General features: G+C 64.9%; 20 protein-coding genes. 8 read left to right on the top strand and 12 right to left on the bottom strand.

Annotated features, from left to right (window positions below):
- Positions 1-5 precede the first annotated feature (5 nt).
- From D6M19_RS23390 to D6M19_RS23365, 6 genes are all read left to right on the top strand, one after another.
- On the top strand, positions 6-968 hold the full coding sequence (locus D6M19_RS23390; RefSeq protein ID WP_123027652.1) for a 2-hydroxyacid dehydrogenase: 963 nt from the start codon (positions 6-8) through the stop codon (positions 966-968).
- A 42-nt stretch (positions 969-1,010) separates the two neighbouring features.
- Complete coding sequence (locus D6M19_RS23385; RefSeq protein ID WP_123027651.1) at positions 1,011-3,383, top strand: lysylphosphatidylglycerol synthase transmembrane domain-containing protein; 2,373 nt, start codon at positions 1,011-1,013, stop codon at positions 3,381-3,383.
- A gap of 153 nt (positions 3,384-3,536) precedes the next feature.
- Entirely contained in the window at positions 3,537-4,391 is an 855-nt protein-coding gene (locus D6M19_RS23380) for a cutinase family protein (protein ID WP_123027650.1), read from the top strand.
- Complete coding sequence (locus tag D6M19_RS23375; protein ID WP_123027649.1) at positions 4,357-5,154, top strand: DUF1906 domain-containing protein; 798 nt, start codon at positions 4,357-4,359, stop codon at positions 5,152-5,154. The genes D6M19_RS23380 and D6M19_RS23375 overlap by 35 nt, the downstream gene beginning before the upstream one ends.
- A 214-nt stretch (positions 5,155-5,368) precedes the next feature.
- Positions 5,369-6,379, top strand: coding sequence for a hypothetical protein (locus D6M19_RS23370; protein WP_123027648.1), 1,011 nt, complete (start codon positions 5,369-5,371; stop codon positions 6,377-6,379).
- Positions 6,380-6,399: 20 nt separating this feature from the next.
- The gene (locus D6M19_RS23365) at positions 6,400-8,061 is read left to right on the top strand and encodes an acetolactate synthase large subunit (RefSeq protein WP_123027647.1); all 1,662 of its coding nucleotides are present in this window, start codon (positions 6,400-6,402) and stop codon (positions 8,059-8,061) included.
- 30 nt (positions 8,062-8,091) lie between these two features.
- On the opposite strand, the gene purU is transcribed toward D6M19_RS23365, so the two are convergent.
- Together purU and D6M19_RS23355 are read right to left on the bottom strand one after the other, a co-directional pair.
- Positions 8,092-9,027 (bottom strand): formyltetrahydrofolate deformylase, encoded by a 936-nt coding sequence (gene purU / locus D6M19_RS23360; RefSeq protein ID WP_123027646.1) that lies wholly within the window; start codon positions 9,025-9,027, stop codon positions 8,092-8,094.
- 124 nt (positions 9,028-9,151) lie between these two features.
- Entirely contained in the window at positions 9,152-10,792 is a 1,641-nt protein-coding gene (locus D6M19_RS23355; RefSeq protein WP_123027645.1) for a PGRS repeat-containing protein, read from the bottom strand.
- Between the two features lie 555 nt (positions 10,793-11,347).
- Here D6M19_RS23355 and D6M19_RS23350 point away from each other — a divergent pair.
- Positions 11,348-11,776 (top strand): helix-turn-helix domain-containing protein, encoded by a 429-nt coding sequence (locus D6M19_RS23350; protein ID WP_164478650.1) that lies wholly within the window; start codon positions 11,348-11,350, stop codon positions 11,774-11,776.
- Between the two features lie 113 nt (positions 11,777-11,889).
- Here D6M19_RS23350 and D6M19_RS35325 read toward each other — a convergent pair whose 3' ends face one another.
- The 9 genes from D6M19_RS35325 to D6M19_RS23305 all read right to left on the bottom strand — a co-directional run bounded on the left by D6M19_RS35325 (position 11,890) and on the right by D6M19_RS23305 (position 22,290).
- Positions 11,890-12,054, bottom strand: coding sequence for a 2Fe-2S iron-sulfur cluster-binding protein (locus D6M19_RS35325; RefSeq protein ID WP_123027643.1), 165 nt, complete (start codon positions 12,052-12,054; stop codon positions 11,890-11,892).
- Positions 12,055-13,540: 1,486 nt separating this feature from the next.
- On the bottom strand, positions 13,541-15,190 hold the full coding sequence (gene groL, locus D6M19_RS23340; protein WP_123027642.1) for a chaperonin GroEL: 1,650 nt from the start codon (positions 15,188-15,190) through the stop codon (positions 13,541-13,543).
- A gap of 37 nt (positions 15,191-15,227) precedes the next feature.
- The gene (locus D6M19_RS23335; RefSeq protein WP_123027641.1) at positions 15,228-16,253 is read right to left on the bottom strand and encodes an NAD(P)-dependent alcohol dehydrogenase; all 1,026 of its coding nucleotides are present in this window, start codon (positions 16,251-16,253) and stop codon (positions 15,228-15,230) included.
- Positions 16,250-16,996 carry a metal-sulfur cluster assembly factor gene (locus D6M19_RS23330; RefSeq protein WP_123027640.1) on the bottom strand — a complete coding sequence of 249 codons (747 nt, stop codon included), beginning with the start codon at positions 16,994-16,996 and terminating at the stop codon, positions 16,250-16,252. Before D6M19_RS23330 ends, D6M19_RS23335 begins: the two co-directional genes overlap by 4 nt.
- A complete protein-coding gene (locus D6M19_RS23325; protein ID WP_123027639.1) occupies positions 16,993-18,036 on the bottom strand; it encodes an amidohydrolase family protein in 1,044 nt (347 codons plus the stop codon). The genes D6M19_RS23330 and D6M19_RS23325 overlap by 4 nt, the downstream gene beginning before the upstream one ends.
- A gap of 38 nt (positions 18,037-18,074) precedes the next feature.
- A complete protein-coding gene (gene mimD / locus D6M19_RS23320) occupies positions 18,075-18,416 on the bottom strand; it encodes a propane 2-monooxygenase effector subunit MimD (RefSeq protein WP_123027638.1) in 342 nt (113 codons plus the stop codon).
- Entirely contained in the window at positions 18,413-19,519 is a 1,107-nt protein-coding gene (locus tag D6M19_RS23315; protein WP_123027637.1) for an aromatic/alkene monooxygenase hydroxylase subunit beta, read from the bottom strand. The genes mimD and D6M19_RS23315 overlap by 4 nt, the downstream gene beginning before the upstream one ends.
- 12 nt (positions 19,520-19,531) lie before the next feature.
- Positions 19,532-20,575 carry a 2Fe-2S iron-sulfur cluster-binding protein gene (locus tag D6M19_RS23310; RefSeq protein WP_123027636.1) on the bottom strand — a complete coding sequence of 348 codons (1,044 nt, stop codon included), beginning with the start codon at positions 20,573-20,575 and terminating at the stop codon, positions 19,532-19,534.
- Between the two features lie 86 nt (positions 20,576-20,661).
- The gene (locus D6M19_RS23305; RefSeq protein ID WP_123027679.1) at positions 20,662-22,290 is read right to left on the bottom strand and encodes an aromatic/alkene/methane monooxygenase hydroxylase/oxygenase subunit alpha; all 1,629 of its coding nucleotides are present in this window, start codon (positions 22,288-22,290) and stop codon (positions 20,662-20,664) included.
- Between the two features lie 289 nt (positions 22,291-22,579).
- Between D6M19_RS23305 and D6M19_RS23300 the strand changes: the two genes are divergently transcribed.
- A complete protein-coding gene (locus tag D6M19_RS23300; RefSeq protein ID WP_327389818.1) occupies positions 22,580-24,277 on the top strand; it encodes a sigma-54-dependent Fis family transcriptional regulator in 1,698 nt (565 codons plus the stop codon).
- Here the strand turns inward: D6M19_RS23300 and D6M19_RS23295 are convergent.
- On the bottom strand, positions 24,274-26,883 hold the full coding sequence (locus D6M19_RS23295) for a helix-turn-helix transcriptional regulator (RefSeq protein WP_123027635.1): 2,610 nt from the start codon (positions 26,881-26,883) through the stop codon (positions 24,274-24,276). The genes D6M19_RS23300 and D6M19_RS23295 overlap by 4 nt on opposite strands.
- Positions 26,884-26,982 lie beyond the last annotated feature (99 nt).

Raw genomic sequence — 26,982 nt, 5'->3', positions numbered from 1 at the left:
GACCGCTGAAGATTCTAGTTGCCGATGCCAACCTGGCCCCGCACCGCGAGCGGTTCGAGGCAGCACTGCCCGGCGCTTGCGTGTGCTGGCAAGGCAGCGGGGTGGCACCCGACGACCTGCGTGACGCCGACGTGTACGTCGGTAGCCGCTTCACCGCGGCGATGGCCGCTTCCGCGGAGAAACTGAAGCTGATCCACATCGCCGGTGCTGGAACCGACAAGGTGGATTTTGCCGCACTCCCGCCCGACATGTTGGTGGCCAACACATTTCACCACGAGCAGTCCATCGCCGAGTACGTCGTCGCCGCCGCGGTGATGTTGCGCCGCGGCTTTCTCACCCAGGACCGACTGCTACGCCGCGACATCTGGGCCACGTCGGTGTACGAACCGGCGATACCACAACCGGGGACGCTTGCCGACGCCCATATCGGCTTCGTCGGCTTCGGGCACATCGGCCGGCGCACGTGGGATCTGTTCCGCGGCTTCGGATGCACGGGCGCTGCGGTGACGGGCTCGGGCCGGGTTCCCGACGCAGGCCTTGCGTGGGCGGGTGACACCGGCGAGCTGGATCGACTACTGCGCGAATGCGACGTGGCCGTCGTCTGCGCACCGCGCAACGAGCACACCGAGGGCATGATTGGCCCGCCGCAGCTGCAGGCGCTCGGTGCGGACGGGGTGCTGATCAACGTCGGACGCGGGCCTTTGGTGGCCGAGCGTGCGCTGTACGAGGCACTGGCCGGCGGCGTCATCCTGGCCGCTGCCATCGACGTCTGGTACCGCTACCCCTCGGGCGGCGACATCAGCGCACCCGGGCACCTGCCCTTCGCTGATCTGCCGAATCTCCTGATGACGCCGCACTCCTCCGGGGTCACCCGCGACACCTTCGCCGGCCGCGTCGATGACGTCGTCGCCAATATCGGGAGGCTGGCGCGCCGCGAGCCGCTGCGCAATGTCGTGCACGGCGGCTGAGTCTGTCGGTGTTAACTAGCCTGTCGGTGTTAACTAGTCGGCGTGCGAGTCGACGGGCGGGAAATCACCGTTTCGGGCAGCTTGCTGCAGCCGTTGACGCGACGCACCAGCGACATCCTGCGGCTGCTGCTGGCGGCGATCTTCCTCGCGGTCGTCATCGCCAGCTCTCTGATCACCCGATATGACTGGGTATCCCTTGAGAGGTCGATCTCCGACATCGTCGGAGTCCTCACGCCAACCCAGTCCAACCTGGTCTACCTGGCCTACGGCATCGCGATCCTGGCGCTGCCGTTCGCCATCCTCATCGGGCTGATCGCAGGCAGGCACTGGAAACTCCTTGGCGCGTACGCCGCGGCGGGCATCATCGCCCTGCTCGCGTTGTCGGTCCGGCCGGGGGGCTTCGCCGCACCGCAATGGCACTGGGACCTGGCCGACCAGCCCAAAACCTTCCTCTCCCAGTTCCTCGACGACCCGCGCTGGATCGCGATGCTCGCCGCGATGCTCACCGTGTCCGGGCCGTGGCTGCCTGCACGGTGGCGGCACTGGTGGTGGGCGCTGCTGCTGGCCTTCGTGCCCATCCACCTTGTCGTCAGCGCCGTGGTGCCTGCCCGCTCACTGCTCGGGCTTGCGGTGGGGTGGTTCGTCGGCGCGCTGGTGATTCTGGTCGTCGGCACGCCTGCCCTCGAGGTGCCACTCGAGGGCGCGGTGCGGGCGATGGACCGGCGGGGTTGCACGGTGACCGGGTTGAGGGTGCTGCGGCGCGCCGGTCGCGGGTCGCTGCTGCTGGCCGCCAATTGTGCCGACGGCGCCACGACCGAGATCGAGTTGTACAGCCCGAACCAGCGCAGCGGCGGGACGGTGCGCCAACTCTGGCGCAAGCTCACGCTGCGCGGCGGGGAAACCGCGCCTTTCCACGCGTCGATGCGACGCATCGTCGAGCACCGCGCATTGATGGCGATCGCCATCGGCGACCTCGGAATCGCCAACACCTCACCGATGGCCGTTACGCCGCTCGATCGCGGGTGGACGTTGTATGCGCACACGCCCGACCGGGGCACTCCGCTTGACGAAGTCACCGAAACGACCTTGATGCCGCGGATCTGGGGATCATTGCGGACCCTGCACGATCAGCACATCTCTCACGGCGACCTGCGCGCCAAGAAGATCACCGTCGACGGTGACACGGTGTTGTTCGGCGGCTTCGATTTCGCCGAGTACGGGGCGACGGACGCGCAGCTGCAATCGGACGTCGCGCAATTGCTGATGACGACGAGTGCGCTTTATGACGTCCCAACGGCGGTGCGCGCAGCGATTGGCGTCTTCGGCAAGAGCGCGGTTTTGACGGCGTCAGCGCGTCTCACGAAAGCCGCTGTGCCCAAGCGTATTCGGGAGGTCATCCCGGACCCCAAGCGGATACTCGGCACGGTCCGCGATGAGGTGAAGCTGCAGACCGGCGCCGACGAGATTCAGACGGAGACGGTAACCCGGTTCAACCGCAACCAGATCATCCAGATGGTGCTGCTGGTCGCGTTGATCTACGTCGCGTTGCCCTTCATCAGCACTGTGCCCACGTTCCTGTCCGAGCTGCGGACGGCGAACTGGTGGTGGGGCCTGCTTGGCTTGGTGGTGTCCGCGCTGAAATACATCGGGGCGGCGGCGGCGCTGTGGGCCTGCGCCGACGGGCTGGTGAGCTTCCGCAATCTCACGTTGATGCAGGTGGCCAACACCTTCGCCGCCACCACCACGCCCGCGGGCGTCGGTGGACTGGCGTTGAGCGCACGGTTCCTGCAGAAGGGCGGACTCGGCGCGCTCCGCGCCGCCACCGCCGTGACGCTGCAGCAGTCGGTGCAGGTGGTCACCCACGTCGCGCTGCTGATCCTGTTCAGCGCGTTCGCAGGGGCATCGGCCAACCTCTCTCATTTCGTGCCGTCGACGACGATTGTGTTGGTGGTCGGCGGCGTCGCGCTGCTGTTCGCCGCGGCATTCGTCATCGTGCCCAAACTACGAAGGTGGTTGACGGCGACGGTTGGCCCGCGAGTACGAGAGGTGCTGCGCGACCTGCGCGAGTTGGCCAGCGAACCGAGACGGCTTGCCCTGATCGTCATCGGCTGCGCAGCAACGACTCTTGGTGGGGCACTGGCGCTGTGGGCATGCATCTTGGCGTTCGGTGGAGACACCTCGTTCGTCACCGTCACCGTGGTGACGATGATCGGCGGGACGCTGGCGTCGGCCGCACCAACACCCGGCGGCGTCGGCGCGGTGGAAGCGGCGCTGATCGGTGGTCTCGCGGCATTCGGGGTGCCCGCTGGAGTTGCGGTGTCGTCGGTGCTGCTCTACCGGGTTCTCACGTGTTGGCTGCCGGTGTTCGTCGGCTGGTTCCTGATTCGCTGGCTGACCGAGAAGGACATGATCTAGCGGGGCGGCGCTACCGTGACGATTCACGTGAACATTTGCGAGATTCACTCGAACGTCGATTTCACTAAGCCATTGTTGGCCGATTAATAAGACGTTCATTAGCTGTTGGAATTTCGAAGCGCGATTGTCTCCAAGGTATGTCAGCATTGCGCGGTGAGGCGACGCAATATCGCCATATTCGTGGGGGCGGCGACCATCGTGAGTCTGACTCCGGTGGGCGCCGTCCAGCCCGCGTTCGCGCAGCCGTGTCCCGACGTAGAAGTGGTGTTCGCGCGCGGCACCGCCGAGGCGCCCGGTCTCGGTCCGACCGGTGAGGCCTTTGTCGATTCGCTGCGACCCCGCATTGGCGCAAAAACGCTCGAGGCGTATCCGGTGGACTATCCCGCCACCACCGAATTTCCCAAAGCCATGGACGGAATCCGGGATGCGAGCAGTCGAATCGAGTCCGTGGCGGCGAGCTGTCCCGACACCAATATCGTGCTCGGCGGATTCTCCCAGGGCGCAGCTGTCGCGGGCTTCGTCACGGCGAACGTGATTCCGGATGGGGCGCCCGAGGGCGTGCCGAACCCGATGCCACCCGACGTAGCGAATCGTGTCGCCGCTGTCGCGTTGTTCGGCAAGCCCAACGAGCGATTCATGCGCGTTATCAGACAGCCGCAGGTCGAAGTGGGGCCGTTGTATGCGAGTAAGACCGTCGAACTCTGCGTCCCCGATGACTTCGTCTGCTCCAGCGGGCGCGACTTCAATGCGCATACGCAGTACGTCGAGATGGGAATGGTCGACGAGGCAGCCACATTCGCCGCGAATCGCATAGCGGCGGCTACGCCCGCTCCCGAAGCGACCCCGCAGACGCCGGCGCAGGCCGGTCAGGCGCATTTGCCTTCGCCCGCCGCACCGTCGCTGTCCACCATTCCCGTCGCGCCGCCATCACCGCAACCACATCTGCAGAGCAGTCCGGAGACGATCAACTCGTGTGCAGTCGAATGCCGTGTCGTCGGACCACAGTGAGGGAGTCTCACGACGTGAGGTCCTCAGATACGCGCTGTGCGGTCCAGTCGTTGCCGGCCTCGGCGCGCTGACCGGCAACGCACCGAAGGCATCAGCCGACAGCTCCAAGCTGATCGATTTCGCCGAGCGGCTTGTCCCGGCGGACCAGGTTGCGGCGGCCGGCTATGCAGGCGCTCTGGTCTATGTGTCCGAGCTGCGCCCTGGCGCCACCTTCGACTTCAAGCCCGTCACTCGCGATTACGCGGACGCGCTGCGCGCGTTAGGACTTCACGTCGTCAGCTGCTACCAGTACGGCAAGCCCGGATGGCCGACTCCGTCTGACTACACCCGCGGTTACGACGGCGGCATCTCCGACGCCAAGACCGCCCTTCGCCTACACGCCGCGGCAGGAGGCCCGGACTCGGCGCCGATCTTCTTCAGCATCGATGAGGACATCAATTCCGGCACATGGAAAAGCGTTGCAGTCCAATGGCTTCGGGGCATCAACTCGGTGCTGGGTGTGCAGCGCACGGGCGTGTACGGCCACGCCGCGGTGTGCGGGTGGGCGATCGCCGACGGAGTCATCGGGCAATCGACCACTCCCGGATACCGCTGGGCATGGCAGACCAGGGCGTGGTCCGCCGGCGAACGCGAACCCGCCGCAGTGCTCTATCAGAGAGTCATCGTCACCGCGTCAGACCCCGGTATCAGCCTCGGCGGTACCCACGTGGACGAGGACGACATCCTCGCAGCTGATTTCGGGCAGTGGGATCTGTCTCGCTGATCCGAAACAATCGAGTAGTCGAATACACACGCCGAGCGCACTGCGCCGCAATACCGTTACTTCGAGGAACTCGTACTGAATTCGTGAGCAGTGAGTCAGTCTTCGCACGGGAGGGGCAGGCGCATGACCATGACGATTCCGCGCCGTCTCATCGAGTACATCCTGCTTGGCAGCGGGGACAGCAAGCGCCAGATCCAGGACTCGCCGATCCTCATTGACGTCTGGGTGGAGTACGCCCTGCACCCCACCGACGGTCGACCTCCTGATCACGTCACACGACGAGAGCAACTCACCAGACCTGGCACGCAAGATCTACACGGGGATCAGGCGTCCGGACGGTGCGGAACACGATCCGGGCATAGCCCCGCTACAGAACCTGGTTGCCGCGCGGCTGTACTTGGGCGAGATGCTCAAGCTTCTGGTCCCTCTCACCGAGTGGTGGCAGGACAACCGAACACAGGAGGAGCTCAACGGCTACGACGACGCGGGTTCGGAGAAGCTCACTCAAACGGTGGAGGACGTCCTCGAACTGCGTGACCGATGGCTGGCGGGTGACACCGCCGCTGCGATGCCGAACAACCGATCGGCATTCGAGCGATTCGTTGCCATGTGCACCCTCGTCGGGCTAGCCGGCCTCGACGCTTGGAACGAATCCGAGGACTTGGCGCTGGGCGTCAAGACGCTCGCCGCCGCGACGACAACGCGCATAAAGGCGAAATCAACGTCGGACATCGAGACGGCCGTGCTGGGATTTCTACAGACTATGAAGCCGCAACCCAAGCCGATGGTGTTCACGATCGCTCTCAATCGACGTGCCACCACGGCTATCCAACATTCGGTGCCGACCGTCAAGGCCGACGCCGGCCGCCGGGTTTTCGAAGTCGACTGTTCCCGCATCGATTGGGCAGTGCTCGACACCGGTATCGACCAGACGCATCCGGCGTTCGGCAAAAGAGTCAAGGCGACATACGACTTCACCAACTTTCGCGAGATCGTCTATCTGGGCAACGAGAGGCAGCAAGTCCGCGAGATGAGCCTGAAGATGCTCGGGGAGGCGCGCGACGGCAAGCTCCCGGCGGGCGCCGACGCCAAACTCAAGCGGATCGCCAAGGCCGGCGTCGCGGGACACCCGCTGCCGTCCTCGGCCGATCTCAGATACCGCCCGCGGCTGCCGAAGGCATACCAGGTCGAAAAGGAGCCGTGGTCTGGCCCTCCGTCCGGATAGCCACGGCTAGGCTCGCCGGTATGAGCGAACCGAGTCGCACGACCGCGGAGCTTATCGTCGAGTGCCTGGAGAACGAGGGCGTCACGCATGTCTTCGGCATCCCCGGCGAGGAGAACATCCGCTTCACCGAGGCGGTGTCGAGATCGTCGATCGAATACGTGCTGACGCGCCACGAGCAGGGCGCCTCATTCATGGCCGAGGTATACGGCCGCCTGACCGGCCGCGCAGGCGTGTGCTCGGCGACGCTTGGCCCGGGAGCGATCAACCTGCTGCTCGGAGTCGCAGACGCGACCACGAATTCGACTCCGGTGGTGGCCCTCTCGGCGCAAGTGGGGATGGGTCGCAGTTACAAGGAGTCACACCAGAGCATCGACCTTGTGTCGATGTTCGCACCGGCGACGAAGTGGTCCGCGCTCGTCGCGACACCGGGTGCAGTGCCGGAGATGTTCAGGAAAGCTTTCAAGCTCGCCCAAACCGAGCGTCCCGGCGCCGTCTATCTCGCGGTACCCGAGGACGTCGAAGAAGCCGCCGCCCCAGCGGATGCAAGCCCCTTACCAGTCAATGTGCCACGGCCAGAAGATCCCTCGGCTGCGCAGCTGGATCGGGCCGTGGAGATTCTGTGCTCCGCGCGCAATCCCATCCTGCTGGCCGGTCACGGGGCTGCCCGTGGCGGCGCCGCCGAAGCGGTACGACGATTCGCCGAGGCGCTCGATATCCCGGTGGCGACAACGTTTCACGGCAAGGGCGTCATGCCCGACGATCACCGGCTCGCGCTTGGTGCCGTCGGTTTCATGCGCCACGATTACGTCAACTTCGGCTTCGACCAAGCCGACGTCATCGTCGCCGCCGGTTACGAGCTGCAGGAGTTCGACCCCGTCCGGATCAACCCGGGCGGCGATACCAAGATCATTCACATCCACCGATTTCCCGCTGAGGTGGATGCACACTACGACGTCGCGGTCGGTTTGCAGGCCGACATCGGCGGCGCCCTAGATGCACTGGCAGCCCGGGTAACGCGCACTTATCCGTCATCACCGGGTCATGAGCGCATCCGTGAACTGCTCTTCGCCGAGCTCGACCGTGGGCGCGCCGACGACAGATTCCCGCTCGCGCCTGCCCGCATCGTCGCCGACACGCGAGCGGCCATGCGCAGCGACGACATCGTCTTGGTCGATACCGGCGCGCTCAAGATGTGGATGGCCAGGCTTTATCCGACGTACGAGCCGAACACGTGCCTGATCTCCAATGGACTCTCGACCATGGCATGGACGGTGCCGGGGGCCATCGCCGCCAAGATCGCGCGGCCCGCCGCGAAGGTTCTCGTCGCCACTGGAGACGGCGCATTTCTGATGAACTCGCAAGAGATCGAGACCGCGTTGCGAGTCGGTACACCGATGGTGATCCTCATCTGGGACGACAACGCCTACGGGCTGATCAGCTGGAAGATGGACCTCGAGATCGGCCACAACGTGGAAACCCACTTCGGAAATCCCGACTTCGTCGCCTATGCCGAGAGTTTCGGCGCGAAGGGCTATCGAATCACCGCTGCCGCAGAACTGCTGCCGACCCTACGCACAGCGCTCGCCGACGACACCGTCAGCGTCATCGCCTGCCCCGTCGACTACTCGGCCAACAGCGCCCTGATCGCCGCGCTGGGTGAATTGGACGAGTCTCTGTCCTGATCACCTCTGCGGCCGATGCGGAGCCTGATGTCAGAAGACGATGGTCTGGTTGCCGTGTCGGATGACGCGGTCCTGGCAGTGCCACAGGACTGCCCGCGATAAGACGGCGCGCTCGACGTCGGCGCCGAGCCGGACGAGATCGCCGACGCCGTGCCGGTGGTCCACCCGCACGACGTCCTGCTCGATGATCGGTCCCTCGTCGAGGGCTCCCGTCACGTAGTGGGCGGTGGCGCCGACGAGTTTGACGCCGCGCTCTCTGGCCCGGCGATACGGGGCTGCGCCGACGAACGACGGCAGGAAAGAGTGATGGATGTTGATCAGGGGGCAGCCGACCGCGGACACGAACTCCGGGGTGAGGATCTGCATGTACCGAGCAAGGACAACCAAGTCGACGTTGTTTCGCAGCGCGTCGAGTTGGCGTCGTTCTGCCTGCGCCCGAATATCTTTGGAAGCGGGCACATGCAGGAACGGCACTCCGAACGGGCGGGTCTGATCGGCGAGCTCAGGGTGGTTGGAGATGACCATCACCACCGACATGTCCAATTCACCGCGTCGGTTGCGCCACAGCAGGTCCAACAGGCAGTGGTCGTCCCTCGACGCCATGATCGCCACTCGCTTTGGTCTGGACGCTTCGGCGAGACGGAACTCCATGTCGAACGGCACCGCCACCTGATCAGCGAAGTCCCCTTCCAACGTCTCCCGCCCGGCCGCCAACCCCGGCAGGTGAAAGATGGTGCGCTGCATAAATGTTCCGCCGGTCTGCGTGGTCGAATGCTGATCCAGCGAGACGATGTTGGCACCCGAGTCGGTCAGGAAGGTACTGACGGCGGCGACCAAGCCGGGCCGGTCGGCGCAGCGCAACAACAACCGCCCGACGTCGGCGACCGGCGATATACGATGATCGACTTGGGGGTACAGCGCAGTGTTCACCGCATCTGCGGCGTGAGCACCGTTGAGGACTTCCATGGCTGTCCCTTCTCTTCGATCTCTTCGATCTTGATGTGACATGAGACCGGGGGCGCCGGCATAGCCGACGCCCCCGATGTCGTTCAGCAGTGGCTTCTCAGTGAAGCCGCCGCCTTACTGCGTGTTAGGAAGAGGCGCCGTCGGCGCCGTCTGCGCCTGCGGTCCCGCCTGCTCCGTTGGCACCCGCGGTGCCGTCAGCGCCTGCGGTGCCTGAGGCACCGGTAGCACCTGTGGCACCGGTAGCGCCTGTGGCACCGGTGGTGCCGCTACTGCCGGTCGTGCCAGACGAGCCAGTCCGACCGAATATTCCGCCGCCGCCAGCTGTGCCGGCTGCTCCGCCGGTTCCGCCGGTTCCGCCGGTTCCGCCCGCAGCACCGGTTCCGCCTGCGCCGCCTGCGCCTGCTGCGCCGCCTGCGCCCGCAGCGCCGCCCGGGCCGCCTGTGGCGCCCGAACCGCCTGCGCCGCCGGTCCCGCCGACACCGGTGCCTCCGGCACCAACGCCTGCGCCGCCTGCGCCGCCGACCCCGCCGTTGCCGCCGTCATCGCCGTCGCCACCGTTGCCGCCTGTGGCTCCGTCACCGCCGGTTCCGCCTGCGCCGCCGGCCTGGCCTTCGCCGCCGGTTCCACCGGTTCCGCCGGTTCCGCCGCTACCGGCATTGCCGCCGCGACCGAAGAGTCCGCCGGTGCCACCGTTACCGCCAGCGCCTGCGGCGCCGCCGTTGGTGCCACTGGTGCCCACTACGGTGCCGTTGGCTCCCGCGCCGCCAGCCTCGCCGGCCTCGCCGGCACCGCCAGCCTCGCCTGCCGCGCCGATTCCGCCGCTTCCGCCGTCTCCGCCGTCGCCGCCTATACCAACACCGCTGGTACTGGTCGCAGCACCGCCTGCGCCGCCTGCGCCACCGGTACCGGTACCGGTTCCGCCTGCGCCGCCATTAGCTCCGCTGCCGCCGATGGCTACTCCGCCGACGCCCGTCGTGCTCGATGCGCCGCCTGCGCCGCCTGCGCCGCCGTTGGCACCCGCGGTTCCGTCGCCACCTGCTGCGCCGTCACCTCCGGTCGCGATAGGCGCTGTGCCTGCCACTGCGCCGCCGGCACCGCCGGCACCGCCGCCGTTGCCCTCACCACCGGGGAGGCCGTTACCACCGGTGACGGTTCCTGCACCGCCAGCTGCGCCTTCGGTCCCCACTGCACCACTGGGAACCGTGTTCGTCCCGTCGGCACCGTCGGTGCCCACCGTGGTTCCGTCGGCACCGTCGGCGCCGTCGGCTGCTGGGGCTACTGCCGCCAGGGCTGCCAGGGTTGTGACGTCGCTTGCGCTTGACCGGGCGACCGTGGTGTCCACAGCGTCGGTGCCTGTGGTCCCGTCGCCGCCGAGGCCGCCGTTGCCGCCGTGGCCGAACAGCCCGAACTTCCCGGCGTTGCCGCCGTTACCGCCCGCGCCGCCGCCGTATCCGCCTTCGCCGCCGTCACCGCCATTGCTGAACAGCGCGAAGAAGCCGGCGTTGCCGCCGTCGCCGCCCGCTGCGCCGGTTCCGCCGGTACCGCCGGTGCCGCCGTTACCGAAGAACAAGCCACCGTTACCCCCAGTACCGCCGGCCTGCCCCTCGGCACCCGACCCGCCCTGGCCGCCGTAGCCGATCAGCAGCCCGGCGTTGCCACCGTTGGCACCCGTGCCTGCCGCGCCGTTGGTGCCGTTGGCGATAAAGATATTGACGATCGGGATCTGACCCGCGATTTCGATGAGCCCGTAGAGCGGCTGGTCCAACCCGCCGCCGATGAGTCCCGCAGACAGCGAGTTGGGTGTTGGGGTATTCGGGGAAAGGACAAGCGAGCTGGCCCCGACGAGTCCACTAGGGAGACATCCGGAAGTCGGCACCACACACGTCACTGGTGACAGTGACGGCGAAAGTACCGGCGCGGCCTGTGCTGTGCCGGCGCCAAGCGCCAACGCCACGCCGGCTCCGGCGATTGCTATTCCCGTTGCGCACGGGTAGACGTAATTCTTCATTTCAAAGTTTCCTATTCAGGCTCTCAGAGCCAAACCGCACATTGTGACGTGATCCGTCATTGACGCCTGTGGCTGTAGCGACGAAGTCGCCGTCGCCCCCTTCTATATCCAGTCCACTGCGTATGCATGCGACCATAGCAGTATGCGTGTGTGCATGCAAGAGCAGAGTTTGCTGGAGGAGTTGCGTCTCCGATCGGCCATCGGAGAATTGGGCCGTCCCGGGTTCGTTTGACCGGTTTCGTGGGACTGAGATTCAGCTCACTGGAGGCCTCATCACCGTTTTCGGTGACGGCATGCCATACTCTGGTCAACGTGAAGCAACAGCCGACATCAGCGCCATGGTGGCGCTATGTCGTGACGGTGACGGGAAATGCCGCCCAGAAGGACATCGCCGCCGCAACGGGCATCGATCAGTCCAGCATCTCGCGCTGGCAACGCGGAACCCACACCCCCCGCGCCGAAGCCGTAGTCGGATTTGCCAGGGTCTACGGTCGATCACCGGTCGAAGCGCTGGTGGCGGCGGGCTATCTCTCCAGCAGCGAGCTGGGCGTGGTGGAACTTACGACGCTGACCGGTGACCTAACCGGGGTGTCTATCGATTCGCTGTTAAGCGAGTTGAGGCGTCGGGTCCTCGCTGCGGCGCCCAACAACGCGCAAGCGTGGCCGCCCGGCTGGTCCGCCGATGACCCGGGAATGAGCGGGTATCAAAATGGCGAGAAGAGCGGCGACCTCGGCGGCTGACAGGTCCTCCGGCCGCACCCGCGACATCACCGACTCCAGCTCCCACCGCAGATGCGGCAAAACCGCCTCTGAGTCGACTTTGACGAAGCTGCAAGCCGCGATTATGCGATCGCTTACCTCGGAGAAATCCGTGTCGAGCAAGAAACACATCCCGTCTTAGCACAGTCAGTTGAAACCGGTGTCCCCACCCCTGGCTGTCTAAGGGCAGTTATTAAAAGCGTGCGACGTGGATCACAATCCACACGGCCTTGGCCCCATCCTGCACGGAACCACCGCATATAGCAAGCAATCGCGTTTCACCGTAATACTTATCGTTAGAGCAACTCACCATAAGTTACATAACCACAGTTCAGAAGCTAAACCTACTGATCTTCAGCTAAGTCTAGTGCATAGATGCCAGCTAACATTGGCCAACACCACCGCGCCTCTCGCAACTCTCCACTGCGAACGCATCCATTCTCGTCATTGGGGCCGTGCTGGCCGAGCCACGCCAGCCCCGCCGTCGCCAAGCGGCGGCGGTGTTCTTTTACCTAGAGGACCACGGTTTCGAGTTTGCGGTCCGTGGATCGCCACAGCATCAACTCCAACCTGACCACGAGCGACACAGAGCCTTCCAAAGCACATCAGGCCGCCGGCGAAACGATATTCGGACGCGGAGACGACATGGCATTGACGGAGCGACGTCCGGCAAGCGCCATTCAGCTTCGACAGGCGGTTCCCCGTAGTCGGACCACGACGGCCGATGCTGCCGAACACGTTGCGCCGCTTGCGCCCTCATTGCCGGCTTGTCGAACACAGATGAGACGCCTACGGCGCGCACCATCCGCACGTTCGCACCACCATGCAGCACCGGCTGTACTTCTTCGGTAGCGCGCCATCTCAGGTGGTGGGTCGTTGCTCGTGCGCGCAGAAGCTCCGTCAAACTTCTCCGCGTCGATTGCAGGCTAGACGTCGCTGGACTGAGCCCGAATTTCTTGGGCTAACCCCACCCGCCGACACATCGGCTCCCCGACGCCACCCGACGCCGGAGACGAAACGAGGTATTTCGTCACCACCTCTGCGGCTCTGCTAGGCCGCCAACGAGCAACCCCAGCAGGCAGGCCACGCAGCGCTTTATCACACAGGGTCGGAGTGTTAGCAAATCGCCTTCGTCACAGCCACCTTCTGTGTGTCAATGTATGAACCAAGGACACTCTTGACGGATTGCCGTCGGGAGATCCTTGTCGGTTGCGGGATTGGCTTCTGCGTCAGTGACGTGGAATCGGGTGATAGGTTTGAGGTTTCGCCATGGGGGTATCTCGATCTTTTCTTCGTCGTGCAGCACGCGTAGGTGGCTGTCCTGATGACGGCCGGTCGATCTTGCCGCGGCGGCGTGGGCCGAGTTCGATGTTCTGTCAAGCGACCATGATGCGGCTGCCGGCGTGGGCTTTCGTTGTGCACGCAACGATTCCGGGGGTAGCGGCCGTGGCGTAACCGATGTGGTTTTGTCGTCGCGCCGCTGAGGCGGCCGAGTTGGTCGGTGTTGATGCGGCAGGGCCAGGCGCCGATCAGCTCGTTTTCGATGAAGGCGTGCAACAGTTGCCCATCACAGTCGCGGGTGACGCGTGCCCCCCGCCGAGAAGAGCCCGATCAGATAGCTGGCCCGCGATGGAGACCACGCCATCCTTGTGACGGTTCTATCGACCTGCGCACGTGCCGGGTCGGATGACGGCCACGCCGCTGGAGCGGCGTAACGCGGGCCGGTCAGATTGCCGCCGCGCGGGATCAGTAGATGTTCGAAGGCCGAATCATGCCCTCTGCGAGGTCGCCGAATCCGGGTGCCATGATCGCGCCGGGTTGTCCGATCAATTCCTCCACTACCGCGGTTTCGGTCGTGATGAGTAGGGCTGCGATCGACGCTGCGCTCTCCAGCGCGGCACGGGTCACCTTGAACGGATCGATGATCCCTTCATCGAACATGTCGCCGTATTCGCCGGTGAGCGCGTTGAAGCCATGCCCAAGGGGAAGGTCGGCGACGACGTCGACGACATCGTCTCCTTCGAACCCGGCGTTGATCGCGATCCAACGCAGCGGCTCGGCCAAGGCGCGGCGGATCACGTCGCGGCCGATGGCCTCGTCACCGACGAGCTCGAGGGTGTCCAGCGCCCGGTGTGCCTGGGCGAGCGCGGTGCCGCCGCCGGAGACGATGCCGGCCTCCAGCGCCGCTCGCGTCGCCGCGAGTGCGTCCTCCACCCGCAACATGCGTTCCTTGAGTTCGACGCTGGTGGCGCCGCCGACACGGATGACAGCGACGCGGCCGGTGAGCCGCGCGATCCGCAGATCAAGCATGTCCTGGTCGGCGTCGAGCTTGGCCCGCTCGCGCTGAGCCTCCAGTTGCGCCACCCGGGCATCGACGAGATTCTGCTGCCCGTGAGGGCCGACGATTGTGGTGTCGTTCTCCGTGGCGGTAAGCCGGTCGCAGGATCCGAGGTGTTCGCGGGTGATCTCGGAGAGTTCGATGCCGGTGTCCTTGGCGATGACGTGCCCGCTGAGCGCGACGGCCAGGTCTTCGAGCTCTGCCACCCTTCGGTGCCCGAAGCCGGGCGCCCGCACCACGACGGACTGCATTGTCTTGTGCATGTTGCCGCCGACAAGGAGTTGCAGCGCGGGTCCGTCGACGTCCTCGGCGATCACGACGAGCGGGCGGTCGGCGCGCTTAGCCACCTCAAGGGTGGGCATGATGTCCTGAACCTGGCTGATCTTCTTGTTGGTCAACAGGATCAGTGGATTGTCCAGCACAGCTTCCATGCGTTCGTGGTCGGTGACCATGTACCCCGAGATGTAGCCATGGTCGAACTCGATGCCGTCGACAACGTCCACCGCCATGCCGAGGGTGTCGCTTTCCTCGGTGGTGACTACGCCCGATTTGCCGACGTGTTCGACCGCGGCGGCGATAACGCCACCGATGGTCTCGTCGTCGCTGGCGGCGAGGGCGGCGATCCGTCGCAGATCGCTGCTACCGCTGACCTCGACGCTGTGACTGCGCAGTGACTCGACGACCACCGGTACCGTGCGCTCGATGCCGCGGCGCAGACGCATCGGATTGGCGCCGCCCTCCACGGCTCGCAGCCCTTCGCGAACCATCGCCTGGGCCAACACGGTTGCCGTGGTAGTGCCGTCACCGACGACTCCATTGGTCTTCATCGCCACTTCCTTGACGAGCTGAGCGCCCATGTTGGCGAACGGATCCCGAAGCTGGATCTCCCTGGCAATCGTCACGCCGTCGTTGGTGATTGTCGGGGGGCCCGTCAATTTCTCCAGGATGGCGTTGCGACCCTTCGGGCCGAGCGTCACCTTCACGGCGTCGGCGAGTGCGTTCACACCCTGTTCGAGTCGGGAGCGGGCATCTGCGTTGAACCGCAATTCCTTGGCCATGGCCGTTGTTCCTTTCAGGCGAGCTGTCTAGGTGAGTTCACGGAACGAGGATCGCGCGCCCGCGGACGTTGCCGTTGTCGAGATCGGTGATGGCGGACTGGAAGTCGTCCAGCGCGTATTTCTGCGTATGCAGGTTCACTGCACCCCTGGCGGCGAGCGCCATCAGATCGCATAGATCGTTGTAGGAGCCGACCAGGTTGCCGATGAAGTTGATCTCGGTGGAGATCACGTCGATCGTCGGGACGTTGATGTTCTCCCCGTAGCCGACGACGTGATAATCTCCCGCGCGCCGCAACATCGCGATGCCCTCGATGGTAGCCCCATCTTCGCCGACGAAGTCGACCACGGTCTGGGCGCCGCTTCCGCCGGTGAGCTCCAGCACCTGATCGACCTGGGTGCCGTCCGCGATGACGCCGTGATCGGCGCCGATCGCATCTGCAAGCTTCAACGCTTCCGGATTACGGTCCACCACAATGAGTTCAGCGGGAGACAGCGCCTTGAGCACCTGAATCCCGATGTGCCCCAATCCGCCCGCGCCGATGACGACCGCACGGTCGCGCGGGGTCAGCCGCTTTGCCGCCTTGGCGGCTGCGTGATACGCCGTCAAGCCGGCATCGGCCAGCGCAGCGACGTCCGACGGCTCCAGTGCATCGTCGATCTTGACCACACTGCGCGCAGAGGTCTTGAGGTGCTCCGCGTACCCGCCGTTGGTGTCGATACCCGGAAACGCGTTGGCCTCGCAGTGCACGTCGTCGCCCGAGCGGCACGCGCGACACAGCCCGCAGGTGATCAGCGGGTGCACGATGACCTTGTCGCCCTCTGAGACGTTGGAGACCGCCGATCCGACGGCCTCGACCCAGCCGGCGTTCTCGTGGCCGATCGTGTAGGGCAGCTGCACCTGTGACTTCTCGGCCCACTGACCCTCCAGGATGTGCAGGTCGGTCCGGCACACACCCGCGCCGCCGATCTTCACGACGACGTCGAACGGCCCTGTCGGCGTCGGCTTGTCGACGTCGGCCATCTCGAGATTCTGGTGGTAGCCGACCACCTGCACCGCTTTCATTTTCTGCTCCTTGTGGACTTGGTGTTGGTCACGACGGGCACGCCGCCTGCGGGTTCGTGGTCCGCGTAGCGAGTGGCAAGCAGTCCCCGGCAGAAGTGCGAATTGCCTTCCATCGAGATTCGCACCGACTTGGCGAACCGCAATCGCAGCGGAACAGCTTCGGGCGCAACGGGCTTGCCCTCGTCGTCGACCAGCACTCTGCTGTTGGGGCAGTTGCTCAAACCGAGCGCGTACCGGCGGCGCAGCAGGGCCACCTTCGCCCTGTCCTCGGGCAGGTCGCGCAGTAGCAGGTGCCCGATCTGCTCGACATCCATCGGCTTGTGGCGCAGTAGCGAAGCGATCGCACGCTCCATCGCCGCGGCATGGGCTTTGCGCCGGAACACATCCCGCAATTCATCGAGGCTTTCCTGCGCCTCGACGCCGAACGTGCCCAGGTAACCCGCGTCAGCGGCAAGACCGGAGTTGATCTTGTCACTGTCGTGATGGTCATCGAGCACGACCCGCACCCGCCCGATCTCGTCCAGCTCCCGCAGGGCGTCAAGAGCGTCGGACGCCATCAGATAGGCGAAGTTCGGTGAGCAGAACGCCGTCGGGAGCCGCAGGTGCACGGTGACTCCGTCATCGTCGATGAACACCGAACGCACGAACCCGAGATCGGTGATGGGTTCGTCGAGTTCGGGGTCGGTCACCGTCGCCAAGGCGTCCAGGATCTCCGCTTCGGCGGAGAGCACGGCGGTGCTCATATCGTCACGCTCTCCTTGGCGCCGGCCGCCACCTCGACGGTGTCCTGTCCGGGTGTGGGCAGCTTCAGTTCGGCCGGTACGTCGATGTCGTAAAGCGAGGCGGCGTTGAGACCGAGGATCTTGCGCTTCTGCTCGACGGTGATCGGGGCGTACTCGCCCTGCATGTCCTCGGGGATCTGGAAGTCGACGAACTTCTCGATGAGCCATTTCGGCGTCCACAGGGCGTAGTCGCTGGAGAACAGGATCTTATCCTCGCCGATCCAGTACAGCAGCTCGCCGATGATCTGCGCGAAATACCTTGGCCGGGTGTGGATGAACGGGATGGCAACGGCCAATCCGCCGTAGACGTTGGACTCCTGGGTGGCGATCCAGCAGAAGTCCTCGAGCCGGGGCAGACCAACGTGCTCGACGACGAAGTTCAACTCCAGGTAGTCGGTGGCCACCTTGTCGATGTCGGCGACGTCGAACGCGTCGCGGTCCAGCGGCCTGATCGTCGGGCCCTTGTGGACATGAATGTTCTTGATACCCAGCTCGATGGCCTCTTCGAGGTAGCGCCGCGACCAGGCTTCGTCGAGCTTGTAGCCCCGCGAGTCGCCGTGCCACTCGGCGGTGTAGAGCTTGACCCCCTGGAGCTTCATCCGGTCGGCATCGCGGCGCAGCTGCTCCAGGCCGGCTTCGCCGTAGCGTGGGTCGTAGGCGTGGTTGTAGGTCAGCTTGTCGGGATGCTGCCGGGTGAGCGCGAACGCTTCCTCGGTCTGCCCGAAGCCGGTTACGTAGAAGTCGCTGAGCAGCGTGGCCTGAAAGATCGCGTGATCGACGTAGCCTTCGACGAACAGGTCCTTCATCAGCCTGTCGCCGCCGTAGTAGGTGTAGGTGTCGTAGTCCCACAGCGCCTCTTCTGGGCTGAGGTTGCGGTGGTAGTCGTAGAAGCAGTCGATGAACTGCTTGCCGTGCACGTTCTTCAAGTTCGAGGCGCGGCCGTCCCACAGGTGAACGTGTCCGTCGACGATGAAGTACTTCTGGCCATCTTTTTCATACATCGCAAAATCCTTGCTGGTTGGGCTGTTTCGGTGACGGATTACTTCGCAGTTAGGTCGAAGCCGATGTACTCGGCGGCGTCCTCGGGGCTGGCGAACAACATCGTCTTGTCGTCGAGGTGCACCATGCGCCCGTAATGGGTGGAGCTGATCTCCTCGAAGATCGAGCCGTCGAACTCCTCGCCGAGGGCTTCGGAGAGTTCGTCGTAGTCGAAGCTCAGCAGGCGCACGCCGTCGACGCGGATCATCGACGGGTACTCGGTGAGCTCGACGCCCTCCTTGGCGCCCATCACTTCGGCGACGACGCGACCGATGGGCGTATTCATCAGGGTCACCCCGCACATGTTGGAGAACTCGGTTGCCGATCCGAACTGCATTGTCATTTGGTCAACTCCTTCGGGATGTCGAGATCGATGTCTTCAAGCAGGGCAGTGAATTTCGCGACCGCTGCGTCCAGGCTGGACGCGAAGGTGACCGCCTTGTCGGCAGGCGTGGACCAGATCGGCTGTAGTGCGCGCGCAGCGTCCAGGCAGCGCGGCACCCAGATGCCGAGCCATTCGGTGAACAGCGCCTTGTTCGCCTCGCCGAATTCGGCATCACGGGTCAGCAGCCGGAAGAGGTTGCGGGTGTAGTTGAGGTCGCGGTCGTAGTCATGCTCGCCGGTGCCCACGATGGTCGGGGTGATGTAGTCGCCGTTGCGGGCGGCGATCTGCATCACCAGTTCACTGCGGAACAGCGACCCCACCAGTTGCTCGAAGACGATGTTGGTGGCGAACAGCAGTTGGCACCAATCCCCCACGGCCGTCAGTTCTTCGACAACCTTGCGGGTCGGCTGCCACTCCGGTGCGTCCTGCCACACCGCTTTGTGGGCACTGCCGTCGAAGGCTTGCGTTGCCTCGGCCAGATCCAGGTTGAACAGCGCGAGGTCCTGCGCGAAGCGCATCTTGTGTGCCGCGTTGACCGCCACCGCGGTGTTGATCATGTTGGTCGGGCCGGAGCGCTGGATGGAGGTGAAGACGTGCAAAGCCAGGCCGTTCTCGGCGTGCATCCACGCACCCACGTTGCGCTCGATGAAGGTCAGCCACGCCGAGTTCCAGCCGTTGTAGACGTTGGCGCGCTTGGCGTTCTGCAAGCACAGCTCCACCTGCCGCACGACGGCGGAGTTGTTGCGGTAGATGGTCTGGTTCCATTCCTCGTTGGGGTCGAGGAAGGCGTGCCAGTCCGACGACTTGGCGGCCGTCCAGTCCTGCGGGTAGCCGCCGGGACCGTCGCCGAAGCCGTAGACCCAGCCCTGGCTCAGGTGCCGTTCGGGGTCGGGTTGCACGTCGACGGTGACGTCCTCATACATCGTCGCGCGCAGTTTGGCCGGCTTGAAGTACGAGTATTTGCGACTCTTGGAGCTCGGGAACTCGCGGGCGCCGGCCTCGGAGTCGGTGAATTCGATCTTCGGGAAACTGCGTTCCGTGGATTTCTCGGCAGTGGACATCGTTGATTCCTTTCAGTCGAACAGGGGGCTGGTGAAGCTGTCGTAGAAAACTTGGTCCTTTGGCACGGAGTTGGCGTCGAGGAAGACCAGCGCGGCGTCGACCATCGGCGGCGGGCCGCACAGGTACACCTCGGTCTTGGCGATGGCGGCTTCGTGGCGCGCGACGACGTCGGTGACCATGCCCTCCTCCACCGTGACGTCGGCGGAGACCGTGCCGTCGGCGGACTCGGACAGGCAGGCGATGAACTGGAAACCGGTCAATCCCCTTCCCAGTTCCAGGATCTCGTCGAGATAGAACAGGTCCGCCGCGGTGCGCGCCCCGTAGTAGAACCGCGCCGGCCGGGTGTTCTCGGTTTCGTTCATGTGCCGCAGCAGCGAGAGGATCGGAGCCATGCCTGCACCGCCACCGATGCACACGACCGGAAGGACGTGCCCCTCCTTCAACGTGAAGGATCCATAAGGGCCGGTGAGTGCGAGTTCGTCACCCACCTGGATAGCGCCGTCCAACAGCGAGGAGAACTTGCCGCCCGGATACTTCTTGATCAGGAACTCGACCTGATCGGTGGACGACTGGGTGGTGGCCATCGAGAACGACCGGTGTTCGCCAGTGCCGGGGATGTGAAGGTCGGCGTACTGGCCGGGTTTGAAGTCGAACTTGCCGGGCTCGATCGGCTTCAGCCGCAGCGACACGATGTCTCGGGTCTTGGGTTCGACCGCCAGCACTTCGGTTCTGACGTCTTGGATCGGGATTCCACCGAGTAGTTCGTCCTCGTCGAAGTTCAGCAGTTCAATGGTGCAGTCGCTGAACGCATGCGAGCGGCACAGGAGCACGAAGCCCTCGTCGACTTCGGAGTCGTTGCAGGCGAAGGTGGAGTAGTTCTCCATCTGGATGTCGCCGTCGAGGACGTAGGACTTGCACGCCGAGCACCGACCTTCGCGGCAGCCGTGCATGAGGTGGATCCCCTGCCGGAACGCGGCGTCGAGGATGTTCTCGTCCTCGCCGACCTCCATCTCGATGTCGACGGGCTCGAAGTTGATCTTGTGCGATTCCGCCATGGCGGAGCCTCCTGGCTGCAAGCTGAGGTGAGGTGGAAAACGGCGGGCGACACCGCGGTTGCGCTAATGCCGCCCGCCGCCGGTACTTAGACGGGGACGCCGCCGGCGCGATACGCGGCGACGTGCGCGTCGCGCTCCTCGTCGCTCATCTGGTTCAGCAGCACATTCGGGCTGTTGAACGTGTTGCCGCGGACGTCGGCGAGAGTCCACATCTTCGACGGATCCAGGTCAAGGTGCGGCTGCCCGACGAGTGTCTTGCCGTCGTCGCGGACATAACCGAGGTCGCTGACGATGTCGGCGAGGTCCTTGCCGTGATGCAGCGTTTCCCATTCGCGAAAACCGGTGAGACGGCCCATGTTCGGGGTCTGCCGGCCCTCGTACTCGCCGCGGAAGGCGACCGCGTCGGTCCAGTGGCAAGTCTCGGAGCAGTAGGTCCGCCACTGCCCGTCGACCTTGTCGACAACCATGTCCTCACGGATCAGTGCGGGCACCATGCACGTCCAGCAGCGGTGCGGGTACTGATACCCGACCTCTTCGAAGGCGATGGGCTTGTTGCGGCCCGGGTATGCCAAGCGGTTGTATTCCTCCCACCACTTGCCGTACTTGGAGTACCAGCCCGGGTACTTGTTTTCGAACCATTCGAAGTCGGTATCGGTCATGGTGTCGATGCGCCAGTAGTTGACAGGCCAGCCGGTGGCAAAGAAGCGGGCGACTTCGTGCACGTAGCCCTTCTCGGTGATGCGCTTCCACGCTTCCTCGACCAGGTCGTGCGGGATGGTGAGGCCGTACTTCTCCAGCGGCAGAAGGTAACTGCGGTAGTAGTCGTCGTAAATCCACCGCCGCCACATTTCGGCGTAGCTCTCGCGGTCTTTGCGGCGGTCCTTGGTGCCGTACTCGATGAAGGTGCCGATCGCGGCATCGACTACGCAGTGGTTGTTCCACCACGCGTACCGCAGATCACGTTCCAGCAGCGGCCGGTTCCGTTCGTCGGCCAGTGCCATCAGCAAGATCGAGTACCCGTTGGAGATATGGCGAGACTCGTCGGACTGCACCGAGTGGAAAACAGTTGGCAGCAGGTAGTCGCCGTTAGCCGCGGCCTCATCGGGCATGGCCACGAAAAGAGTGTTGGTGAACGCGGTTTCGGCGACTACGGTCAGATAGATGTTCGCTGCGGTGATGGCATCGCCGGTGATGAACCCCTCGCCGAACTGACGGCCGATGGTGCCCGCGTAGTTGTTCGCGAAGGCCTTCTCCGTCATGTCGAAGCCGGCCGGGTCGATGTAGTTGTTCATGTACAGCTTCTTGAGGTTCATCTGAATCGTCGAGTGACGAACCTCGTCGATCATCTGAACGGCGAGCCCGTTGTGGATCTCGGGGTTGGGGACCGCGTCGATGGCCATCGGCATTGCCCTGGCCGCCGAGATTTCGGGGAACGGGATGATCGATAGGAACAGCTTTTGCCATTCGAGCCAGCGCTGCTGCACCTGGCGGAACATGTTGCCGCGGATCGCGCCGTCCATGGCTCCGTAGACGCGGTTGTCCTTCTCTTCCTCCATCGGGAAGTAGGACCGCATGATCTGCTTCAGCGGGTCCTTCTTGGGTGCCTTTTCGAAGGTGTAGTCGGTGCCGAACCGGGTTGCCGGGGTGGCAAACGTCGGTTCCCAGGTCAGTTCGCTGATCTTCGCGTGCGCCTTGGTCAGGCTTTGTCTGCTCAAGGTGAGCCTCCTGAATTGATGGGCCACTCATCCGCCGGGCTCGGGGACGATGCGTGACCGATGTAACCGTGTGGCGTGGCGCACAGGCGTCTCAGTCTGAGACGAGCGTCACACCGCAGTAGAGTTCGAACGAACGTCTGTATGAGGCGGCCGGGATTCTCAAATTGAGACGGCGCGGTCGGCACACATGCTTATGCTGCGGGTTGCAGCCTTTATGGACCGAGGTACAGCCACCATGGTCAAAGATGCCGACACAGCCGTCGGGGCCCGTCGCGCCAGAGAGCAATTCTTGACGGCAGGCGCCCTGAGGGCCGATGCGGTCGCACCTGGCGTTCTGAATTCGTGGCGCCGATCCCGCGACCTGCAGGTCCATCCGGACCGCGTCGAGCTGCCCTTTGTGCGTGAGCCGGACACCGACACGCCCCTCACCCACGCCGCCGCACCGGTTCTGCGCCGGATCGCCGAGGACCTGTCCGCGCAGGCGGTGAGCGTTGTGCTCACCTCTGCCGACGGTGTGGTCCTCGACCGGATCGCGGCCGATTCCAAAATCTCGCGGACGCTCGACAACGTCCGCCTCGCTCGGGGCTACAGCTACGCGGAGGAGTTCGCGGGCACGAACGGCATCGGTACCGCTCTTGAGACCGGTCAGCCAGTGTTCATCCAGGGCAGCGAGCACTACGTCGGAACCCTTGGCAGGCTCGCGTGCGCCGGCTCACCCATCCGGGAACCGGTCACCCGGCGAGTTGTCGGCGTAATCGACCTGACGTGCTGGGCCAAGCAGGCCGATCCGCTGCTCTTCGTCCTCGCCAAGAGCGCAGGCAGTCAAATCGAAGACCGTATGCGCGCGATGAACAACGAGACTGAAACCGCACTGCTCGACGCCTACCTCAAGCAGAGCCGTCGCTACCCCGCCGGGGTGCTCGCGATCGGTGGCGACGTGGTCCTGATGAATCCCTATCTCCGGCAGGCCCTCAATGCCGCCGACCAGACGGCATTGCTGGATCACGCCGCAGAGATGACGCGCACCTCATTCACCACGACGACGGTAGCCAGCTTGCCCAGCGGTGCGTCGGTGAAGATATCGGCCGCGCAACGTATTGCCGTCGGTGTCCGCAGTGACAGCGTGGTGTTCCATGTGTCGTTGCACATCACCGAAAGCGCTCCGGCCCGCGGGCGTCAGCCCATCCCACGGCTGGCCGGCCGGAGCAGCTCATTTCGGCGCAGCTCCCAGCAAGTGGAACGCTGCTACCGCGACCGCGAATGGGTGGTGATCGAAGGCGAACGCGGGTCGGGAAGGACGCGGCTTGGCCAGGCCGTCGCACAATTCGTCACCCCGGAGCGCACCATCCGGATATTGCGTGCCGAATCGTTTGAAACTGCAGACGACTTCGTCGCAGAGTTCGAAGCAGAGACGGACTCCGCCGACTTCGCCGTCATCGTCGCCAACGTCGATGAGCTCGCCGACGACGCGCTCGAGCCGCTGGCGGCGGTGTTACAGACTCGGGCCGGCCGCGGCTGGATAGCGGCGACTACGAGCACCGAGAGAAGCTCACCGTTGGTGGACATGCTCGTCCTTCCCTTCTTCACCCATACCGTGACGGTCCCCGCCTTGCGGCACAGGATCGAGGATCTGGAAGAGCTCGTCCCCATGTTGCTCAACGAGTTGACGCGCGACGAGGTGCGGATGGACCGCGAAGCGATGCGTCAGCTGAGCAAGTTGCCGTGGCCCGGAAATGTTGCGCAGCTGCGAAACATCTTGGCGGAAACCGTTTCCCGACAGCGTTCAGGGATCATCGGCGTTGAAAAGCTTCCCGCCGAGTGCCACTCGCTGACCCGACGCAAGCTCACCCGTCTCGAAGCCATGGAGCGCGATGCCATCGTCCGCAGCCTCTCGGAGAACGACGGCAGCAAGGCCGACGCCGCAGAGGCCCTCGGGATGTCTCGCGCCACGATCTACCGAAAGATCAAGGACTTCGGCATCGCCTAGTTGTCCGAGTTCCGCATCAGATCGGCCAGCGCGGAACGTCCGGCGACTCCGGCCTTGGTACTTGCCCGATAGATGTGGCTTTCGACGGTCCGCACGGACAGCGACACCGCTTCGGCGATCTCGCGATTCGACAGCCCCCGGGCGACCAGCACCGCAATCTCGCGCTCCCGGTTGGTGAACGGCGGGACGAAGGCGGCGGCTTCGATCGCCGGGCTCGTCGCTCCGCCACACATGTGCGCCAGGCGTCGTACCCGCGCGGCGGCAGTCATCGCGCTGCCCGCACGGCCTGCCCGACGGTGCGACGTCGCAGCCTGCCCTGCAGTGTCCGCCGCGGCGAGAAGATCGCCGATCGTCTCGAATTCGGCTGACACCGCGTCGAGTTCGACGGCGTCGTCGGTACTCAGCGCCGCCGCGTGACGTGCCGCGACCACGGCACGCGGACCTTCGACGAGTGCGGCCAACTCGGCAAGTCGCCCGCCGGCTTCGACGTCGTCGAATTGCACCGCGGTCTGTAGGCACCACACCTCACGGGCGAATTGGTCGTGCTCTCTGGCGAACTCGGCGGCATCCCGCGCCACCCGGCGTGCCTCCGTGAGCCGCCCGCAGCACGCGGCCAACCACGCCTCGGCCAGCATCTCGGTGGACGTGACGAAGACGTAAGCTGGATGCCGTAGCGTGCGAGCCCTTTCCAGCGCATCGCGGGCGGCATCGACATCGCCGGACCGGGCCAATGCCTGGGCGCGCAGCAGATGGAACCGGTGAAAGCTGTTCGCCACGTGGAAGCTGTTGGCCACCTCGTCGCCGACGATATCGGTATCCAATCCAAGCGGAAGCAGACGCAGCGCGGCGCCGAGGTCGCCTGCGGCCAACTTCGCCATGCCGAGGATTTCCGATGCCAGCACTTGTACGGGCATCGGCTCCCGATGATCCCGGAGATGCCGTTCAGCGACATACATCGCTTCTTTGATTCGTCCCGCCGCCGCGAGGGCGAACGTGTGGAACTCGGCCAACGGCTGGCGGAGGTACTCGCCCTGGTCGCTGCGGGTGAGCGAGCGGCCGGACTCGATCGCCTTCACCACGGCGCGATCGGTTTGCCCGAGCTCGCCGTAGGCCATGGCCTCGGCGCTGAGACCCATTGTCGCCCCGTAGTAGTCGAGGTCTCCATAGTCGACGTCGACCAGCGTTTCCAGGACTTCGACGGGCCGTGCGGCCAGCGCGAGTTGGTTCGCGCGGAACACCAGCAGCTGCTGCCGACGTACACCCGAAGCGCCGACCAGCGCCTCGTCGATGGCACGCCACGACTGCTCCGGTGAACGCTTCGCCCACAGAAGATTGACAGCACGCATCACCGCGTCGTTGACGAATGCAGTCTGCGTCGCGTCGTTCTCCATGCCATCGAGGACTTCGAGGGCGAGTTCTCCTTTCTGCATCATGAAGAGCGTGTAGGCGAGAGGTATTCGCGCCTGCGCGCCGACGCCGGTTGCGGCCGCAGCGGTGTAAAGCCGCTCGGCCGTTACGAAGTCCAGCAGCGAGCTGGCCGCCGTCGCTGCGGCGAACAGCACATCCGGGTCGGGCGGAAGATCGGACTCCAGCCACAGCATCCCCCGCTTCATGACAGCTGCGGGACTACCGCCCTCCTTCATCGCGGTGGCGATCTGACCGCGGAGCCGCCGCAGTCGCGAAGGACCACAGCGGTTCACGCGGACCTCCGCGTACATCGGGTGACCGATGAAGACTTCGTCCTCCACCGTCCGAATGAGTTCGCGCTGTTCGGCCGCTTCGATCGCAGTCGGGTCGGCAAGCAGCCTCAAGCAATGCCAATCGAGCGGTTCAGCGACGGCGACGAGATCGACCACATCGCGCACATCACCGGGAACAGCCCCGATCTGGGTGTCCACCAGCTCAGCCAACGAACCCGAGAGTGGTCCGCTGCCATGCCAGCCCAGCAGGCCATCCTCAACGATCAGCCGACCGGCCCTGTACTCCTGCTCGACGAGCTGACGCAGGAACAGCACGTTTCCACACGTGAGGCGCCACAGCCTTTCCCCGGACTGCGGATCCGGCGGCCCTCCGAACGCTGCCGCCAACAAGTCATCGATCTGGTCACGGGACAGCGGCTCGACCTCGCGTCTGCTCAGCAGGCCGTCCTTCCACAACGCCGTCACCGCGGCCGGGGCCGACTCGCCCGTGCGGATTGTGACGATGAGGGCCGCGGCCCGCGAGTGCACGATCTGGTGCACGACCAGCGCCGACAAATCGTCGAGCAGGTGACCGTCATCGACGAAGACAACCAGCCGTTCGGGCCGTGTTCCGGCCGTCAGGGCCTCGACGACCCTGCGTACCAATACGAAGGGCTCGCCGTGCACATCGTCGGTCCATTGCGCGAACGCTCCCAGCGGGATTGCTCGGCTCGTGGCGGTGGCAGCCACGCTGCGGACGTCCCATCCGGCATCTGCCGCCGCCCGCAGCGTTTCGCGCGCCAACCGCGACTTGCCGACGCCGGGCTTGCCCGACAGTGCAACGCCGCGCGCGGCATCGTCGGCGATCAAGTGGCTGACCTCGCCGATCTCTGAATCCCGGCCGGTCATCGGCCAGTGTTCGAGCACGCGAGAATATTAGCCAAATGCAGTAGTTCTGCGCTGACGGCCGCGAAAATTGCAGTAGTTCACACCGGAACGTACTACGGGCTGCCGCGCGCACCATCA

The organism is Mycolicibacterium stellerae, from assembly GCF_003719305.1.
GTDB classification, from domain to species: Bacteria; Actinomycetota; Actinomycetes; order Mycobacteriales; family Mycobacteriaceae; genus Mycobacterium; species Mycobacterium stellerae.
The sequence above is the reverse complement of the archived record's forward strand: the minus strand, read 5'-3'. Positions and strand labels throughout refer to the sequence as shown.